Genomic DNA, 16963 nt, shown 5'->3' on the forward strand with positions numbered 1-16963 from the left:
CCGCCAAGCCGGTCACGCGTTGATCATCGAGAACGCGGCGAACGTCAGGTACTTCCAGAGCTCCTGCTCCAGGTCCTCCGGCAGGTCGAGGCTGTCGACGGCCGCCCGCATGTGGCGCAACCACGCGTCGTGGGCGGCCTGGTCGACGCGGAACGGGGCGTGGCGCATCCGCAGGCGCGGGTGGCCGCGCTGCTCGCCGTAGGTGCGGGGGCCACCCCAGTACTGGATGAGGAAGAGCCGCAGCCGCTCCTCGGCCGGGCCCAGGTCCTCCTCCGGGTACATGGGGCGCAGCAGCGGGTCGTCCGCCACTCCCTCGTAGAAGCGGTGGACGAGCTTGGTGAAGGTCTCCTCGCCTCCGACCCGCTCATAAAACGACTGCTGTTCCTCGCTCACCCCCCCATCGTCGCAGACCCGGTGACGCGGGGTCCGGGCAGTCCCCCGCGAGATAACGAAACGGCAACCGAGCGTTCGCCGTACGTCCGTACTCTCCCGCGCATGTCCCTGTGCGTACGCGTCACCCTGCTCGCCACCGTCGTGTGGGCGGTCATGTCCGCCGCCCCGGCGGCGGCCGATGCCGAGCCACGGGACACGCCGCCGCCGGAGCGGGCGGTGAGCCAGCCGTTCCGGCACGGCACCGAGGGCTACGCCTGCTACCGGATACCGGCGATCGTCGCCACCACCGCGGGGACGCTGCTGGCGTTCGCCGAGGCCAGGGTCGCGGACTGCGCCGACGTCGGCGACATCGACCTCGTCGTGCGGCGGTCGACCGACGGCGGCCGCACCTGGGAGGAGCCGACGGTGCTGCGCGGCGTCGGGGACGACGGCGGCTACGGCAACCCGGTGCCGGTGGTGGACGCCGAGAGCGGCCGCGTCACCCTGATGTTCGCGTACAACACGTGGACCCCGAAGCCGGACGACGTCCGCTCCCGCGGGCCGCGTTCGCTGGCGCTGCTGCACTCCATGGACGACGGCCTGACCTGGCAGGACGGCGGGCGGCTGCCCGGCCTCAAGCCGCCGTCGTGGACCTGGATCTCGGTGGGTCCCGGCCACGGGATCCAGCTGCAACGCGGCCCCCGGGCCGGCCGGTTGGTGGTGGCCGGCGACCACGACACGCACGACGACAGGTCGGGCGGGCAGCTGTACTACAGCGACGACGGCGGGCTCAGCTGGCGGCTCGGCGCGGTGTGGGAGACGGTCGAGGAGCTGCCGCACCCGGTCGAACTCTCCCTGGTGGAGCGGGTGGACGGCTCGCTGTACATCAACGCCCGCGGCCTGGACAACGTGCGGCTCGCGGCGTACAGCGAGGACGCGGGCGAGAGCTTCGCCGGCGGCTTCCGTCAGGTGCGGGACCTGGACACGCCGCCGGTCTCCGGTTCGCTGCTGCGGCTGACCGCGACCGACCAGGGCGACGACCGCGACCGGGTGCTGCTGTCCGCGCCGACCAGGCCGGGCGAGGAGGTCGGCAGCCGGCGCCGGATCATGACGATCCGCTCCAGCTACGACGAGGGGCGCACCTGGCACACCGTGGGCACCGTGATCACCCCGGCCAGGGCCGGCTACTCGGACCTGACGCTGCTGCCGTCCGGCGAGATCGGGCTGCTCTACGAGACCGGCCGGCACAGCCCGCACGGCACCCTCAACTTCACGGCGTTCACGGAGCTCTCCCTGGACGCCGGCCGGCGCGAGCTGACCCTGCCGGACATCGTCGGCTGCCCGGTCGCCCGCCACCAGCCGACCGAGACCGTCGCCCCCGCCCGCTACGGGCGGCTGACGCCGGCGCGGCTCACCAGCCTGGCGTCCACCGTCAACGCGGTGACCATCCGCTACGGGAAGCGGGACCGGCGGTGAGCCCCACGGGCCCGGCTTGACCCTCACGTCGCGTGAGGCCGGAGAGTGGGGCACGTGAGCGACTACTACGACGCGTTCGAGATCAGCCCCGTGCCCGCTCCAGGACCGGACGCGGTGCTACCGGAGCCGTTCCGCGGCATCTACGGAATGCCCGCCTTCGCGACCATCCCCACGAACGATCTGGCGGCGTCGGTGGACTTCTGGACCCGTGGGCTCGGGTTCTTCGAACTGTTCAGCATCCCCGGCGGGGTCGTGCACCTGCGCCGGTGGGCCTTCCAGGACGTGCTCCTCGTCCCGGCCGAGAGCGTTCCGGAGCGGCCGCCGGCGATCAGCCTCAGCTTCGCGTGCGTGCTCAGCCAGCTCGACCCCCTCGTCGAGGCGTGCCGCGCGATCCGCCCGGACTCGGTCGAGGGGCCCCGGGACACCCCCTGGTCCACCCGGGACGTGGCGGTGATCACCCCCGAGAACGCACGGATCGTGTTCACCGCGGCGAGGCCCTTCGACCCGGCCAGCCAGGAGGCCAGGGACCTGGCGGCCGTCGGGATCACCCCACCTGGCCTCGGCCACGACGACAATGAGGAGCATGCCTGACGACACCGACACCGACACCGACGCCGACGCCGAGGCCGAGGCCGAGGCCGAGGCCGAGGCCGAGGCCGACGGCCTGACCGTCGGGCAGGTCTCGACCCGTCTTGGCGTGACCGTCCGCGCGCTGCACCACTGGGACGAGATCGGTCTGGCCCGGCCGTCGCTGCGCACGGCCGCCGGATACCGGCTCTACACCGCCGCCGATCTGGAACGCCTGCACCGCGTCGTCGTCTACCGGGAGATCGGTCTCGGCCTGGACCGGATCCGGGCCGTCCTGGACGACCCGACCGCGGACGTGCCCGGCGCGCTGCGCGCGCAGCGCGCCCAGGTCGCCGAGCGGATCGACCGTCTCCAGCGGCTCGGCGCCGGTCTCGACCGGATGATCGACGCCCACGAGCGCGGCCTGCTGCTGACCGTCGAGGAGCAGGCCGAGGTCCTCGGCCCGGGGTGGAACCCGGACTGGCCCGCCCAGGCCCGTCAGCGCTACGGGGAGACCACGCAGTGGCTGCAGTACGTCGAACGCTCGGCCGCTCGCGGTCCCGAGGAGTGGCAGGCCGTCGCCGCCGCCGTCACCGACCTCGACCGCGCCCTCGGGGAGGCGATGGACGCCGGCGTCGCACCCGGCAGCCCGGAGGCGAACGGGCTCGTCGAGCGGCACCGCGAGGTGTTCGCCTCGTACTTTCCGCTCACCAGGGAGATGCAGGTCTGTCTGGGCCGCATGTACGAGGCCGATCCGGGGTTCGCCGCCCACTACGACGGCATCCGCCCCGGCCTCGCCACCTGGTTCCGGCGGATCGTCGACGCCAGCGCCCGCGCCCACGGCATCGACCCCGACACCGCGACCTGGCGGTAGGGCGCGCGGTGCCTACAGCGGCGTCACGCTGAGCCCCGGCCCGCCGCCACCGCGGCGCACCGCGATGGAGCCGAGGAAGGTGCGCAGCCGCAGCCACGCCCCCTTGCTGAGCACCGCGACCGGGGTGGTGGCGCGCAGCATGCCGAGCGCGTGCGCGGCGTGCACGGCGCGCAGCGGCAGCGGGGTGCCGGGCAGCGACCGGGACCAGATCTCCTCGGCCAGCGCGTCCAGCGCCTCGCGGGTGGCCTCGCCCGGTGTCAGCGCCTCCCGCCGGGTGCGGAACTCGGAGACGACGGCCGCCGCCTCGTTCCGCACCCGCCCCACGGGCAGCTCGGACTCGGGCCGCCAGACGCCGCGCGGCGGCAGCACCCCGGCCCAGGAGGGGCCGGTCACCGCCGCCGGCACCGTCATCGCGTCGGCGTCGGCGTCGACCGACTCCAGCAGCTCGCCGGCGGAGACGGTGACGTCGAGCGTCGCCGGCTCGCGCAGCCGAAAGGCGCGGACGGCGAGCACGTCGAACCTGGCCGGCCTGGTGAAGACGGAGACCACGGCGCCGTCCGCCTGGAGCCGGGCGGCGGCCGCCCGGTCCCAGCGCAGCTGCCGCTCCAGGTAGGCGGCGAACTCCCCGGCCTCCCCCGGCTCCGCGAGGGCCAGCCGCGCCGATGCGCTCATGCCGCGGTCGAGCCCTCCACCAGGCCGCCCGCCCCGTCGTCCTGGTACTTGCTCAGGAACTCCCGCTCCTCGGCGGTCAGCCGGCGCGGCCGGGAGTCCTCCAGGCGGTACGGGACGACGACGGTCGCGGCGCGGGCGTAGACCGTCTCGGCGTCCCTGATCTCGTAGGCGACGGTGACGGAGGCGCCGCCGAGCCTGGCCACCCAGGTCTCGATGGTGACCGGCTCGTGCCGGTGCACCATCGGCTTCAGGTAGTCGATCTCGTGCCGCGCCACCACCGAACCGCCGGTGAAGGCGCCGGAGTCGGCCTGCCGGGCGAGCCGGAACATGAAGTCGATCCTGGCCTCTTCGAGGTAGCGCAGGTAGACCACGTTGTTGATGTGCCCGAACGCGTCCATGTCGGACCAGCGCAGCGGGCACAGGTACACATGCCGCACGGCGTCAGCCCCGGGTCAGCTTCTTGTAGGAGGTCCGGTGGGGGCGCGTGGCCTCCGGGCCGAGCCGGGAGATCTTGTTCTTCTCGTACGACTCGAAGTTGCCCTCGTACCAGAACCAGGTGGAGTCGCCCTCGTACGCCAGGATGTGGGTGGCGACGCGGTCGAGGAACCAGCGGTCGTGGGAGACGACCACGGCGCAGCCGGGGAAGTCGAGCAGCGCGTTCTCCAGGGAGGAGAGCGTCTCCACGTCGAGGTCGTTGGTCGGCTCGTCGAGGAGCAGCAGGTTGCCGCCCTGCTTGAGGGTGAGCGCCAGGTTGAGCCGGTTGCGCTCGCCGCCGGAGAGCACGCCGGCCGGCTTCTGCTGGTCCGGGCCCTTGAAGCCGAAGGCGCTGACATAGGCGCGGGACGGCATCTCGACCTGGCCGACGTTGATGTGGTCCAGGCCGTCGGAGACGACCTCCCACAGCGTCTTCTTCGGGTCGATGTTGGCCCGGCTCTGGTCGACGTAGGAGATCTTGACGGTCTCGCCGACCCTGACGTCGCCGGAGTCGACCGGCTCCAGGCCCAGGATCATCTTGAACAGGGTCGTCTTGCCGGCGCCGTTGGGGCCGATGACGCCGACGATGCCGTTCCGCGGGAGGGTGAAGGAGAGGCCGTCGACCAGCACCTTCTCACCGAACGCCTTGTGCAGGTCCTCGACCTCGACCACCACGTTGCCCAGGCGCGGGCCCGGCGGGATCTGGATCTCCTCGAAGTCCAGCTTCCTGGTCTTCTCGGCCTCCGCCGCCATCTCCTCGTACCGCTGGAGGCGGGCGCGGGACTTCGCCTGCCGGCCCTTGGCGTTGGAGCGCACCCACTCCAGCTCCTCCTTGAGCCGCTTGGCGCGCTTGGCGTCCCGCTGGCCCTCGACCTTGAGGCGGGCCTGCTTGGTCTCCAGGTACTTGGAGTAGTTGCCCTCGTAGCCGAAGGCACGGCCGCGGTCCAGCTCCATGATCCACTCGGCCACGTTGTCCAGGAAGTACCGGTCGTGGGTGATGGCGACCACGGTGCCCGGGTACTTGGCGAGGTGCTGCTCCAGCCACTGCACGGACTCGGCGTCCAGGTGGTTGGTGGGCTCGTCGAGCAGCAGCAGGTCGGGCTGCTGCAGCAGCAGCTTGCAGAGCGCCACCCGGCGCTTCTCGCCGCCGGAGAGGTTGGTGACCTGCCAGTCGCCCGGGGGGCAGCCCAGGGCGTCCATGGCCTGCTCCAGCTGGGCGTCCAGGTCCCAGGCGCCCGCGTGGTCCAGCTGCTCCTGGAGCTTGCCCATCTCCTCGCCGAGCTCGTCGGTGTACTCGGTCGCCATCTGCTCGGCGATCTCGTTGAACCGGTCGAGCTTGGCCTTGGTCGCGGCCACGCCCTGCTGGACGTTCTCCAGCACGGTCTTCGACTCGTCGAGCGGCGGCTCCTGGAGCAGGATGCCGACGGTGGCGCCGGGCGCGAGGAACGCGTCGCCGTTGGAGGGCTGCTCCAGGCCGGCCATGATCTTCAGGACGGTCGACTTGCCGGCGCCGTTGGGGCCCACGACACCGATCTTCGCCCCGGGCAGGAAGCTCAGGGAGACGTCGTCAAGGATCACCTTGTCGCCGTGCGCCTTGCGCGCCTTGCGCATGGTGTAGATGTACTCAGCCAAGAGAAACCGTCCGGCGGGTCAGATCAGTGGGCAGTGGGTGCGGAGGAGTCCATCCTGCCGCATGTCCCTGCCACGGCGAAAACCGGAATCGGCCCCGCCCGGCCGGGGCAGCACGAAGGGGCGGGCCCTGACGGGCCCGCCCCTCACGCTCTGTGCGTCGGTGCTACCGCTGTGCTCAGCTGTCCGAGCCGGCGGAGGCGGTGCGACGGCGCATGAAGAACACGCCCGCGCCACCGACGACCAGCAGCGCCACGGCGATGCCGGTGATCATGCCGACGTTGCTGTCGGAACCAGTCGCGGCCAGGTCAGGCTCGTCGGTGTCGCCACCGCCGGTGCTGGCCGGGGCCGGCTCGTTCTCCTCGTCGATCGGGGTCGGGGCCTCGCCGCCGCCGGGGGCGCAGTCGAGGACGCCGGTGAACCGGAAGTCCTCCTCGCCCTCGATCGGGTTGGCGATGGTGATGTCGTACTCCTGGCCGTTCTCGACCGGGACGAGGATGGGCTCGGGGGTGCCCGGGGCGACCGTCACCGTCTCGCCGTTCAGCTCGAACTCGAACGGCACGTCACCGGTGTTGGTGACGGTGACCTGGACGCCACCCTCGGCGCAGATCTCCTCGGCGTCGACCGCGACGGCCGGGGTGCCGGGGGCGGCCCAGTTGGCGCTGGCGCCCGCGCTGACCGAGGACTCCGAGGAGCCGGCCAGGATCATGGTCTGGGTGCGCACGTCGATGCCGGTGAAGGCGCGGCCGATCGGCACCTGGGAGGTGGCGGTGGCGGTCAGCGAGGCGCTGCCGTCCTCGGCGTCCGCCGGCACGTCGAAGAAGAGCTCGGTGCCGTCGGTGACCGGGTCGTCCTCGGTGATGACGTTGCCGGCGCCGTCGGTGATGGTCACGCCCTGCTCGGCCGCGGCCGGGTCCGGGGCGACGGAGACCGCGTCGGCGGTGGTGTCGACCGTGATCGGGCCCAGGCGGTTGCCGGGCTGTCCTGACACCTGGTTCGGGGTGAGGGTCAGGGACGCGCCCGGCTCGGCGGCCTCCTCGGCGTTCTCGGTCAGCCAGTCGGCGAGGGCCGCGGCGTTCTCGCTCTCCGGCTCCGCCTCGACGCCGTCGGAGAACTCCCAGATCGCGGCCTGGGTGCCGGCGCCGGCCTCCGCGTCGGTCAGCGACTCGACGCCGGCCTGCTCGGCCAGCGCCAGGCTGTCGACGACCGGGTAGGAGTTCTGCAGGATCCACTGGATCCGGCCCGCGTCGGGGTTGTTGTGCAGCCGGGACTCACTCCACCCGACCTCCCGGTACCGGGCGTTGGACGCCGTGGCGGTGGTGAAGTCGATGCAGTACGTCTGGAGCGTGCCGCCGTCGTCGGCCTGCAGGGTGAACAGACCACCCCGGTACGTGTCCGTCTCACCCTCGTGGGTGACGGCGATGGGGCCGGAAGCGTCCCGGTCAAGACCGCCGAGCGTGGCGGTGGCACCGCCGTTGTGCGGGTTCTCCTCCGCGGCGGCCGTGCCCGCGGTCGCGAACGCCCCCGCAGCCATCAGGCTGGTGGCGATCGCGGTGGCCGCAAGGCGGGCAGTGGCCCGCTTGCGCGCAAGAATCATGGTGTGTGTCCCCTCCACGAGATCACAGGGCGCAGCCGCAACGTGAGGCGGCGCGCACATCAACATCCCCGTGCGTACGGGGATCGTAGAGAGGGGAGTTCGGCAATGTCCCCACGAGAACGAGGAGTTACACATTCCGAGGTCGAATCGTTACCTCGGATCACGGACGGTTGGCGCAGCCGGGGACAACGCGGACAGCGAAGCCAGTGACGGGAGTTCGACGCCCCCGGTGGGTGAGGCGACCACCACGAACCGCTCCCTGACCTCGCGGTAGCGCATCAGCTCCGCGGCCACCGGTTCGAGCACCTGGCTGTGGCCGCGGTCGGCGGCAAGGCGGCGCAGCCGCCACTCCTCCTGCTGCCCGTAGGACCTGGCCGGGCCGCGGGCGGAGATCCGGCAGGCCCAGGCGAGCAGCGGGCCGCCGAGGGAACCGCAGAGCAGCAGCGCGAGCGGCAGCCAGCGGCCCACCACGGGTTGGCCGGCGACGGCGGCCACCACCCAGCAGACGCCCAGGAGTTGGGCCGCGAGCAGCACCGCCTGGCCGATGGCGGCGACGGACCACCAGCGGGGCTTGGGCAGCGGCTCGGTCGACTGCTGTTCGAGGGTGCGTTCCAGGTCGTCGGGCAGCCGCTCGGCGCCCCGCCGGGCGGCGTCCTTCACCGCCCTGCTCCACGGCTCGGGCAGCCCCTCGGTCGCCTCGTCGGCCAGCTGCCGCACCGCCTGTTCGACGACGGCCGTGGCCACCGTGCGGGTGCCGGCGGCGCGCAGCCGCTGGGCGGCGAGCGCCGGCGGCTCGCCGCGCCGCTCGGCCTGCCGGGCGGCGAGGCGGCGCAGCAGCTGCGCCCAGGGGGTGCCGCAGGCCCGGTCGGCGCGGCGCAGCCAGCCGCGTTCGGCGGCCTGGCCGGCGGCCGCCGCGCCGACGGCGGCGGCGAGCCGGTCCTCGAACTCCTCCCTGGCGTGCGGGGTGAGGCCGGCCGGGGCCTCGGAGCCGTCCGCGACGTACTTCGGGCCGAGCCGGCGGGCGACGCCGTCCACGTCGGCGGAGAGCCGGCGGGTGGCCGCGGTGCGGGAGGCGGCCAGCTCGCCGACGGTCTGGCGCAGTTCGGCGACGCCGTCGCCGGTGAGCGCGGAGACGGCGAGGACCCCGGCGCCCGGCTCGCCGTGTTCGCCGAGGGCCACGCCGCGCTCGTCGAGCAGCCGGCGCAGGTCGTCGAGGACGGCGTCGACGGCGTCGGTCGGCAGCCGGTCGATCTGGTTGAGGACGATCAGGCTGACGTCGGCGTGGCCGGCGAAGGCCCGCAGGTAGCGCTCGTGCAGCAGGGTGTCGGCGTACTTCTCGGGGTCGACCACCCAGATGACGGCGTCCACCAGGCCGAGCAGCCGGTCCACCTGTTCGCGGTGGCTGACGTCGACGGAGTCGTAGTCGGGGAGGTCGAGCAGGACCAGGCCGCGCAGCCCGGGGTCGAGGACGTGGGCGCGGCGGCGGGCCCTGGCGGGCACGCCGAGCCGTTCGAGGAGCCCGTCGGGGTTCTGCTCGCGGCCGGCCTCCCAGGCGCAGGAGACGGCGGTGGCGGTGGTGGGGCGGCGCACCCCGGTCTCGGAGAGCTGGGCCCCGGCCAGGGCGTTGAACAGGGTGGACTTGCCGGTGCCGGTGGCGCCGGCGATGGCGACCACGGTGTAGGCGCGCGGCAGCTTGTCGCGGGCGGCGGCCTCGTCGAGCAGCCGGCCGGCCTCGGCGAGGTCCGCCTCGGCGAGGCGGGTGCGGGAGAGCCCGATCAGCTCGCGCAGCGCGCCGAGCCGCCGGCGCAGGGTCCCCTCCTCCGCTGGCCCCTGGGGGCCCGCGGGCTCGTGCTGGGGGTCGGGCCGCGGTTCCTCGGTGGTGTCCCGCCGGGTGCGGGTGATGGTCATGCTCTCGGTCACCGGACTTCTCCTGCCTCTCGGGCTGGTTCGGGTCCCGCTCGTCTGGACACCGCCGTACCGCTGTGCCAGCCGTGCACCAGGGACAGCGCGGCGACGAGCTCGACCTGGGGGGTCGGGCTGATCTCCAGGTCGTGCAGGGGCGCGCCGCGGCGGTCCCGCTCGCCGTCGAGCACCCGGCCCACGCAGCCCCTGACCTCCCGGTCGCCCTGCTCGGTCAGCCGGGCCGCGACGCGGGTGCCGAGCGAGCTGGAGAGGGCCTGCCGGGCGACCGTGCCGCCCTTGCCGCCGAGCAGCGCGGCGGCGAGCAGCGCGGCGATCTCCGTCTCGGCCCCGACCATCGAGCGGCCGCTGCCGCCCTGGTCGGGGCGGAGCCCGACGGCCGCGCAGGCCTCCTCGGCCAACTCCTCCAGGCAGCGCCGCAGTCGGCGGACCTGGATGCCGATACGTTCCCGCACCGCCTCGGCTCCGTCGACGCCGCCGGCCGGCGCCCCCGGCTCCTTCGCCCAGGCGTCCTCGACGCGCTCGTCGGCGGCCGACACGGCCTCGACGAGCAGCCCGGCCAGCGCCCGGGTCAGCGAGTCGAGCAGCTCGTCGGGGCTGGCGTCGTGCGGGAAGGACAGCCAGTGGGCGCGTGCCTGACCGGTGAGCAGCCCGCCGCCGGCCAGGCAGTCGTGCACCCGGCGGCCGGCCTCGGCGTAGGCGCCGGCGAGCCGCTGGTCGAGGCGGACGGCGGTGGCGTGCTGGGCGGCGCAGGCGCCGGCGAGCGCGCCGACGCGGGCGCGCAGCGAGGCGAGGGCGCCGGCGGCGGTGCGGGCCGCGGCCCGCTGCCGCGCGTCGCCGTCGTGGGCGCGGCGGAACAGCCACTCGCGGAGCGCGGCGACGGCGGTGGCGGGCAGCAGTCCTGAACCGCCGCGGGCCGACTCGGGCAGCTCGGGCACGGTGAACCGGGGCACGCCGCCGAGCCCGGCCCTTTCGAGCATCGCGTCGTAGTGCCGGGAGACCTCGGCGGCGATCTGGTGCGGCACCCGGTCGAGGACGGTGGCCAGCGTGACGTCGTACTCGCGGGCGCTGCGCAGCAGGTTCCAGGGCAGCGCGTCGGCGTAGCGGGAGGCGGTGGTGACGAGCACCCAGACGTCGGCGGCGCAGATCAGCTCGGCGGCGAGGTCGCGGTTCTCGGCGACCAGGGAGTCGATGTCGGGCGCGTCGAGCAGGGCGATTCCGGCGGGCACGGCCCTGGTGGCGTGGACGGCCAGCGCGGCCGACGCCTCGCCCTCGCCCTCCTGACGCTGGGCCACCACCCGGTCGAGGCGCGGCAGCACCCGCTGGTCGCCGAACCAGTGCTGGTCGTCGGGGTGGCAGACGAGCACCGGGGTGCGGGTGGTGGGGCGCAGCACCCCGGCCTCGGTGACATGGCGCCCGACCAGCGAGTTGACCAGCGTCGACTTCCCGGCCCCGGTGGAGCCCCCGATGACCGCGAGCAGCGGCGCCTTCGGGCTGCGCAGCCGGGGCAGCAGATATCCGTCGAGCTGGGCGAGCAGCTCCCCCCGCGACCGCCGGGCGCGCTCGGCGCCCGGCAACTCCAGTGGGAAGCGCGCGGCAGCGAGACGCTCCCGCAGTACGGTGAGCGCGTCCAGCAGTTCGGGCCGTGCGTCCAAGATCGCCACATGCGCAGAATGCCCAATTTCAAGCTATTTCCAAAGCATATTCCACCGAACGCGCCTCATTCCGGGCAGCAGCCCCCACCCCCCGGCATAACGACTAGGCAACACCCCTCCCCAGGGCCCCCAAAAACGCTGCGCGGCTCGCACTCGCCTGCGATTATCAGGGCTGCTTCACTCAATCTCCACACCACGGTGTTGCCGTGAAGCAACAGGGACGAACCCCTCAAGGCCATATCCTGTGCCACGGCGAGGTCACCAGGGGGCTCCGTCCCGCGCCATGACCGAAGACCGGCCCCCGTAGCTCAGTGGATAGAGCAGGCGCCTTCTAAGCGCTTGGCCGCAGGTTCGAGTCCTGCCGGGGGCGCCACACGGACGCGAGGCGCTCCACCGTCGGGGTGAAAAGCCCCTCCCCTCTCCTCTCCGCTCCCGCCGCGCGGGGACGACACGCGGGCCCGGCCCGGCGCGCCCCCGCGCGGCCACGGAGGTCAGACGCCGAACGCCGCCGGGTAGCGCACGGTGCCGCCGGGCAGCGGGTGGTCGGCGTCCAGGGTGAGGGCCATCAGGGCCTCGTCGGGGACGTCGAAGGTCACGCCGATGCCGTGCCCGGAGGCGCGCGTGAAACCGAACCTGGGGTAGTAGGTCGGGTGTCCGAGGACGACGACATGGTGCTCGCCGAGGTCCTCGGCGGCCCGCAGCGCGGCGCGGACGGCCGCGGTTCCGGCGCCGGCGTTCTGCCGTCCCGGCCGGACGGCGACCGGGCCCAGGCACAGGGCCGGGGCTTCGTCGATGTGACAGCGGGTCAGCAGGGCGTGGCCGACGAGCTCGCCGCGCTCGTCCGCGACGACGAGGGAGAGCCCTTCGAGCCAGGCGCTCCGGTCGGCGCGCAGGGCGTCGACGAGATCGGCCTCGAGCGCCGTGGGGAAGGCGGCGAGGTCGATCTCACGGATGGCGGAGCGGTCGGCGCCGGTCTCGGCGCGCGTGATCCAGGTGTTGCCCATGGCAGATGAGAATCCGTTCCGGAGAAGGTGTGTCTGGACGCCTCGCGAGCTCACGCTCCCGGCGAGGCGGGACGGGGCGGGTCAGGCCACGCGCCGGGACGTGAGGGAGACCCGGGCGCGGAACGCGGTGGCCCTGAGCGCGGTCATCAACCTCACCTCCCCGGTTCTCACTTCCGAGCGAACACGAACGGGGGCAGCGTACCCCGGCCCCCGCACCGCCGGCACGGCACTTGTCCGGTACTTTCGTCCGATGAACAACCGTCGCCCCACCATCGAGCAGGTCGCCGCCCGGGCCGGGGTGGGCCGGGGCACCGTCTCCCGGGTGATCAACGACTCGGGCGCGGTGAGCGAGCGGGCACGCGGGGCGGTGCTCCGGGCGATCGACGAGCTCGGCTACGTGCCGAACCGCGCCGCCAGCGCATTGGCCGCGCACCGCACCCGCACCGTGGCGCTGGTCATGTGCGAGACGGACGAGCGGCGGTTCGAGCAGCCGTACTTCGGCCAGATCGTGGGCGGCATCGGGGCGGCCGCCGAGGCGGCGGGTCTCGCGCTGACGCTGCGGCTCACGCAGTCGCCGGCCGAGCGCGCCGACCTGGTCGACCAGCTGCGCGCGCAGCGGGTGGACGGCGTGTTGATGATCTCCCTGGTGTGCGAGGACCCGCTTCCCGCCCTGTTGGAGAGCCACGGGGTGCCCACCGTGCTCGGCGGCCGGCCGTGCGGGCTCGACGTGGTGCCGACGAGCTATGTGGACGCGGACAACCTGGCCGGCGCCCGGCGCGCCACCGAGTACCTGATCGGCCGGGGCCGGCACCGCGTCGCCACCATCGCGGGCCCGCAGGACACCACGGCGGGCATCGACCGGCTCGCCGGCTACCGGGAGGCGCTGGCCGGCCGTCCCGAGCTGGTGACCTACGGCGACTTCAGCGTCTCGGGCGGCATGGTGGCGATGCGTCGGCTGCTGGACTCCTACCCGACGCTCGACGCGGTGTTCGCCGCCTCGGACAACATGGCGCTCGGTGCCCTGTGGGCGCTTCAGGAGCGGGGCCTGCGGGTGCCGCAGGACGTGGCGGTGGTGGGGTTCGAGGACGCGGTGGTGACCTCGCACGCGCAGCCGGCGCTCACCACGGTGCACCAGCCCACGGCGGCGATGGGCCGGCGGATGATCGAGCTGCTGCTCGACCGGATGACCGGCGCGCCGGCGGCCGACGCGCCGGTCATCTGCGACACCAGCCTGCTGGTGCGCGAGTCGGCCTGAGCCCTCAGCCGCCGGCGAAGCGGGCCACCAGGAGGTCGAGGCGGCGGTCGGCCGCCTCCCTGGGGAGGCGGCCGGAGCGGGTGAGGGCGACCAGGCCGTGCAGGGCCGACCAGAAGACCTCGGCGAAGCGGTCAGGGTCGGCGTCCTCGCCCAGCACGTCGGCGAGCGGGTCGAGCAGCGCCTGGAACGCGTCACGCAGCGGCGCCGGCGAGGCGGCGTCGGCGAAGAGCAGGCCCGTGTCCAGCAGGAACAACGCGTCGTAGAGGGCGGGGTTGCGCTCGGCGAAGTCGACGTAGGCGCGGGCCAGGGCGGCGACCGCGGCCGGGCCCCGGGGGACGTCGGCCACGGCGTGGGTGAGCGCCGCGGCGAGCTCGGTGGCGCCTTCGAGGGCCACGGCCCCGACGATCTCGCGCTTGCCGCTGAAGTGGCTGTAGAGCACGGGCTGGCTGTACTCGATGCGCTCGGCGAGCCGGCGCGTGGTGACGGCCTCCCAGCCCTGGGTCTCGGCGAGCTCGCGCGCGGTGGCGACGATCAGCTGGTGGCGGTGGGCGCGGTCACGTTCCCTGCGTTCCTGTACCGACATGGCACGAGACTAGCGTCGCTAGGCAGGCGAGCGAAGGCACCCGGCCCGCGACCGCCGCCGAACGACGGTGGCCTCGCCGCCCTCGCGCGGCTGGTGGTGGGCCTGGTGTGACGGCGCCGCGTCCCGGGTACCCGGGGCGTCCCCGCCGCCCAGCCCCGAAGGGATGAGAAGGCATGCGCGTCGTGGTGGTGGGCGCGACCGGCAACGTCGGGAGCGCCCTGGTCCGTGCCCTGGCCGGAGATCCGGCCGTGACCTCCGTGTTGGGGCTCGCCAGACGAACGCCCGACTGGACGGTGGCCAAGACCTCCTGGGACTCGGTCGACCTGCGCACCGAGCGGTCCGCGGTCGAGCTGACCGAGTGCTTCCGTGGCGCGGACGCCGTGGTGCACCTGGCCTGGATGCTGCAGCCGGCCCGCGATCCGGCGCTGACCTGGCGGGCCAACGTGCTGGGCACCACCCGGGTGCTCGACGCGGTGGCCGCGGCCGGGGTGCCGACGCTGGTGGTCGCCTCCTCGCTGGCCGCGTACTCGCCGGGACCCAAGGACCGGGCCGTGGACGAGAGCTGGCCGACGCACGGCTGGCCGGGGTCCGCCTACAGCCGGGAGAAGGCGTATGTCGAGCGGCTGCTCGACACCTTCGAGCTCAGGTCGCCCGACACCCGCGTGGTGCGGATGCGGCCCGGCTTCCTGTTCTCCCGCGAGTCGGCGGCCGAGCAGCGGCGGTTGTTCATCGGCCCGCTGCTCTTCGCGCCCATGGTGCGGCCCGAGCTGAGCCCGGTCGTCCCCGACCTGCCGGGACTGCGGTTCCAGGTGCTGCGCACCGGCGACGCCGCGGACGCCTACCGGCGGGCGCTCACCAAGCCGGTGCGCGGCGCGTTCAACCTGGCCGCGGACCCGGTGGTGGACCCGGCCATGCTCGGTCGGCTCCTCGACGCCCGGCCGGTCCGGCTGCCCAGGACCGTGCTGCGCGGCGCGCTGGCCGCCGCCTACCGCGGCCGGCTGGCCCCCGTGCCGCCGCAGCTCCTCGACGCCCTGCTGCGGCTGCCGCTGATGGACTGCTCGCGGGCCGCGGACGAGCTGGGCTGGCGCCCCAGGTTCGGCGCCGAGGACGCGCTGCGCGACCTGATCCACGGGCTGCGCCACCGGACGGGCGCGCACACCCCGCCGCTCGAACCCGACCTGCCCGGCGGCCGGTTGCAGGAGCTCGCCACCGGCGTCGGCCGCCGCCCCTGAGCGGCCACCCCCGAGCGAGCGACACACCACACGAACAAGGAACGGGAACAAGGAACGGGAACGAGGTGTCCCAGTCATGACCACGTACGGCTACTTCCTGGCCAGCGAGGACCACGGCCCGCGCGAACTCGTGGAGCAGGCCCGGATGGCGGAGCACGCGGGCTTCGACTCGCTGTGGATCTCCGACCACTACCACCCCTGGCTCGACGCCCAGGGCCAGAGCCCGTTCGTCTGGTCCACCATCGGCGCCCTCGCCGAGGCGACCTCGCTGCCGGTGGAGACCGCCGTCACCTGCCCCACCATCAGGACCCACCCGGCCGTCGTCGCCCAGGCCGTGGCCACCAGCGCCGTGCTGCACCAGGGCCGCTTCCGGTTCGGCGTCGGCAGCGGCGAGGCGCTCAACGAGCACATCCTGGGCACCGCCTGGCCCGAGGCTCCGGTGCGGCTCGAGATGCTGGAGGAGTCCCTGGAGATCATCAGGCGGCTGCTGACCGGCGAGCGGGTGAGCCACCGCGGCCGCTACTACACGGTGGAGAACGCCCGCCTCTACACCGTGCCCGACGAGCCGGTGCCGATCGACGTCTCCGGCTTCGCGCCGGCCGCCACCGACCTGGCGGCCCGGGTCGGCGACGGCTTCGTCACCATGGGCCCCGAGGCCGAACTGCTGCGCCGCTTCCGCGAGAACGGCGGCGGCGACAAGCCGGCGTCCTGCGGGATCAAGGTCTGCTACGACACGGACCAGGACAACGCGGCCCGCACCGTGCTGGAGCGCTGGCCCAACATGTTCCTGCCCGGCGAGCTGGCCGCGGTGCTGCCCGAGCCCAGGCACTTCGAGCAGGCCAGCACGCTGGTCACCGAGGAGCACGTGCGGAACGGCCCGATGCCGCTCGGCGACGACCCCGAGGAGCACGTCAGGTCCCTCACCGCCTGCCACGACGCCGGCTTCGACCACGTCTACGTCAACCAGATCGGCCCCGACATGGAGGGCTTCTTCGACCTCTACCGCACCAAGATCCTCCCCCAACTGCCCCGCTGAGCAGACCGCTGAGAAGGCGATCCGAGAAGGAGGTACGCCATGACCGCCCCCGCGCACCCGGAAGACGACGTGATCCGCATCCTGCTCGACCAGCACGCGCGCATCCGTGAGCTGTTCACCGAGGTCAAGTCCGTGAGCGGCGTCCACCGGCAGCAGGCGTTCGACGAGTTGCGGGCGCTGCTGGCGGTGCACGAGACGGCCGAGGAGATGATCCTGCGGCCGGTCGCCAAGGAGACCGCGGGCCCGCTGGAGGCGGACGCGCGGAACCGGGAGGAGGAGGCCGCCAACCGGGTGCTGGTGATGCTGGAGCGGCTGGACGTCGACAGCCCCGACTTCGACCGGACCTTCCTGGAGTTCGAGCAGTCGGTGCTGCGGCACGCCGAGCACGAGGAGCGGGAGGAGTTCCCGACCGTGCGGGCCGGGCGCACCCCCGCGGAGCTGGAGGACATGGGCCTGAAGCTGCGGGCGGCCGAGAAGGTCGCGCCCACCCACCCGCACCCGTCGACGGCCGGCAAGCCGGCGGCGCAGTGGGCGCTCGGGCCCTTCGCCTCGCTGGTCGACCGGACCAGGGACGCCATCGACGCGGCGGCCCACCGGCCCAGCCGGCCCCGCTGAAC

The 16963-nt window shown here is 73.7% G+C and carries 16 protein-coding genes and 1 tRNA gene; 8 read left to right on the plus strand and 9 right to left on the minus strand.

Annotation, left to right across the window (positions count from 1 at the left end; genetic code table 11):
* Positions 1-12 precede the first annotated feature (12 nt).
* Entirely contained in the window at positions 13-393 is a 381-nt protein-coding gene (locus tag RNC47_RS19390) for a globin (RefSeq protein ID WP_311600425.1), read from the minus strand.
* A gap of 102 nt (positions 394-495) precedes the next feature.
* Here RNC47_RS19390 and RNC47_RS19395 point away from each other — a divergent pair, with 102 nt between their 5' ends.
* From RNC47_RS19395 to RNC47_RS19405, 3 genes are read left to right on the plus strand one after another with little or no spacing between them, the layout of a single operon-like run.
* Positions 496-1848, plus strand: a complete 1353-nt coding sequence (locus tag RNC47_RS19395) for a sialidase family protein (RefSeq protein ID WP_311600427.1) — start codon at positions 496-498, stop codon at positions 1846-1848.
* Positions 1849-1902: 54 nt separating this feature from the next.
* Entirely contained in the window at positions 1903-2439 is a 537-nt protein-coding gene (locus RNC47_RS19400) for a VOC family protein (protein WP_311600428.1), read from the plus strand.
* Positions 2423-3289 carry a MerR family transcriptional regulator gene (locus RNC47_RS19405; protein ID WP_394814820.1) on the plus strand — a complete coding sequence of 289 codons (867 nt, stop codon included), beginning with the start codon at positions 2423-2425 and terminating at the stop codon, positions 3287-3289. Before RNC47_RS19400 ends, RNC47_RS19405 begins: the two co-directional genes overlap by 17 nt.
* Positions 3290-3301: 12 nt before the next feature.
* Here RNC47_RS19405 and RNC47_RS19410 read toward each other — a convergent pair whose 3' ends face one another.
* The 6 genes from RNC47_RS19410 to RNC47_RS19435 all read right to left on the minus strand — a co-directional run bounded on the left by RNC47_RS19410 (position 3302) and on the right by RNC47_RS19435 (position 11245).
* Positions 3302-3961 carry a hypothetical protein gene (locus RNC47_RS19410; protein ID WP_311600431.1) on the minus strand — a complete coding sequence of 220 codons (660 nt, stop codon included), beginning with the start codon at positions 3959-3961 and terminating at the stop codon, positions 3302-3304.
* Complete coding sequence (locus tag RNC47_RS19415; protein ID WP_394814821.1) at positions 3958-4398, minus strand: acyl-CoA thioesterase; 441 nt, start codon at positions 4396-4398, stop codon at positions 3958-3960. The genes RNC47_RS19410 and RNC47_RS19415 overlap by 4 nt, the downstream gene beginning before the upstream one ends.
* Before the next feature lie 4 nt (positions 4399-4402).
* A complete protein-coding gene (gene ettA / locus RNC47_RS19420) occupies positions 4403-6067 on the minus strand; it encodes an energy-dependent translational throttle protein EttA (RefSeq protein WP_311600432.1) in 1665 nt (554 codons plus the stop codon).
* 175 nt (positions 6068-6242) lie between these two features.
* Positions 6243-7661, minus strand: coding sequence for a thioester domain-containing protein (locus RNC47_RS19425; protein WP_311600434.1), 1419 nt, complete (start codon positions 7659-7661; stop codon positions 6243-6245).
* Positions 7662-7811: 150 nt separating this feature from the next.
* A complete protein-coding gene (locus RNC47_RS19430) occupies positions 7812-9581 on the minus strand; it encodes a GTPase (RefSeq protein ID WP_311600435.1) in 1770 nt (589 codons plus the stop codon).
* A complete protein-coding gene (locus tag RNC47_RS19435; protein ID WP_311600436.1) occupies positions 9578-11245 on the minus strand; it encodes a dynamin family protein in 1668 nt (555 codons plus the stop codon). Before RNC47_RS19435 ends, RNC47_RS19430 begins: the two co-directional genes overlap by 4 nt.
* 288 nt (positions 11246-11533) lie before the next feature.
* Between RNC47_RS19435 and RNC47_RS19440 the strand changes: the two genes are divergently transcribed.
* Positions 11534-11609 (plus strand) — tRNA-Arg (locus tag RNC47_RS19440).
* Positions 11610-11727: 118 nt separating this feature from the next.
* On the opposite strand, the gene RNC47_RS19445 is transcribed toward RNC47_RS19440, so the two are convergent.
* The gene (locus RNC47_RS19445; protein ID WP_311600437.1) at positions 11728-12240 is read right to left on the minus strand and encodes a GNAT family N-acetyltransferase; all 513 of its coding nucleotides are present in this window, start codon (positions 12238-12240) and stop codon (positions 11728-11730) included.
* A gap of 250 nt (positions 12241-12490) precedes the next feature.
* Between RNC47_RS19445 and RNC47_RS19450 the strand changes: the two genes are divergently transcribed.
* Positions 12491-13495 carry a LacI family DNA-binding transcriptional regulator gene (locus tag RNC47_RS19450; protein ID WP_311600439.1) on the plus strand — a complete coding sequence of 335 codons (1005 nt, stop codon included), beginning with the start codon at positions 12491-12493 and terminating at the stop codon, positions 13493-13495.
* Positions 13496-13499: 4 nt separating this feature from the next.
* Here RNC47_RS19450 and RNC47_RS19455 read toward each other — a convergent pair whose 3' ends face one another.
* Entirely contained in the window at positions 13500-14078 is a 579-nt protein-coding gene (locus tag RNC47_RS19455) for a TetR/AcrR family transcriptional regulator (protein ID WP_311600441.1), read from the minus strand.
* Between the two features lie 173 nt (positions 14079-14251).
* Between RNC47_RS19455 and RNC47_RS19460 the strand changes: the two genes are divergently transcribed.
* From RNC47_RS19460 to RNC47_RS19470, 3 genes are all read left to right on the plus strand, one after another.
* Entirely contained in the window at positions 14252-15310 is a 1059-nt protein-coding gene (locus tag RNC47_RS19460) for an NAD-dependent epimerase/dehydratase family protein (protein WP_311600442.1), read from the plus strand.
* Positions 15311-15386: 76 nt separating this feature from the next.
* Positions 15387-16346, plus strand: a complete 960-nt coding sequence (locus RNC47_RS19465) for a TIGR03557 family F420-dependent LLM class oxidoreductase (protein WP_311600444.1) — start codon at positions 15387-15389, stop codon at positions 16344-16346.
* A gap of 39 nt (positions 16347-16385) precedes the next feature.
* Positions 16386-16961, plus strand: a complete 576-nt coding sequence (locus RNC47_RS19470; RefSeq protein WP_311600446.1) for a hemerythrin domain-containing protein — start codon at positions 16386-16388, stop codon at positions 16959-16961.
* The last annotated feature ends 2 nt before the right edge of the window (positions 16962-16963 follow it).

Origin of the sequence: Streptomyces millisiae (genome assembly GCF_031845425.1) — a bacterium.
Classification (GTDB): domain Bacteria; phylum Actinomycetota; class Actinomycetes; order Streptomycetales; family Streptomycetaceae; genus Streptomyces; species Streptomyces millisiae.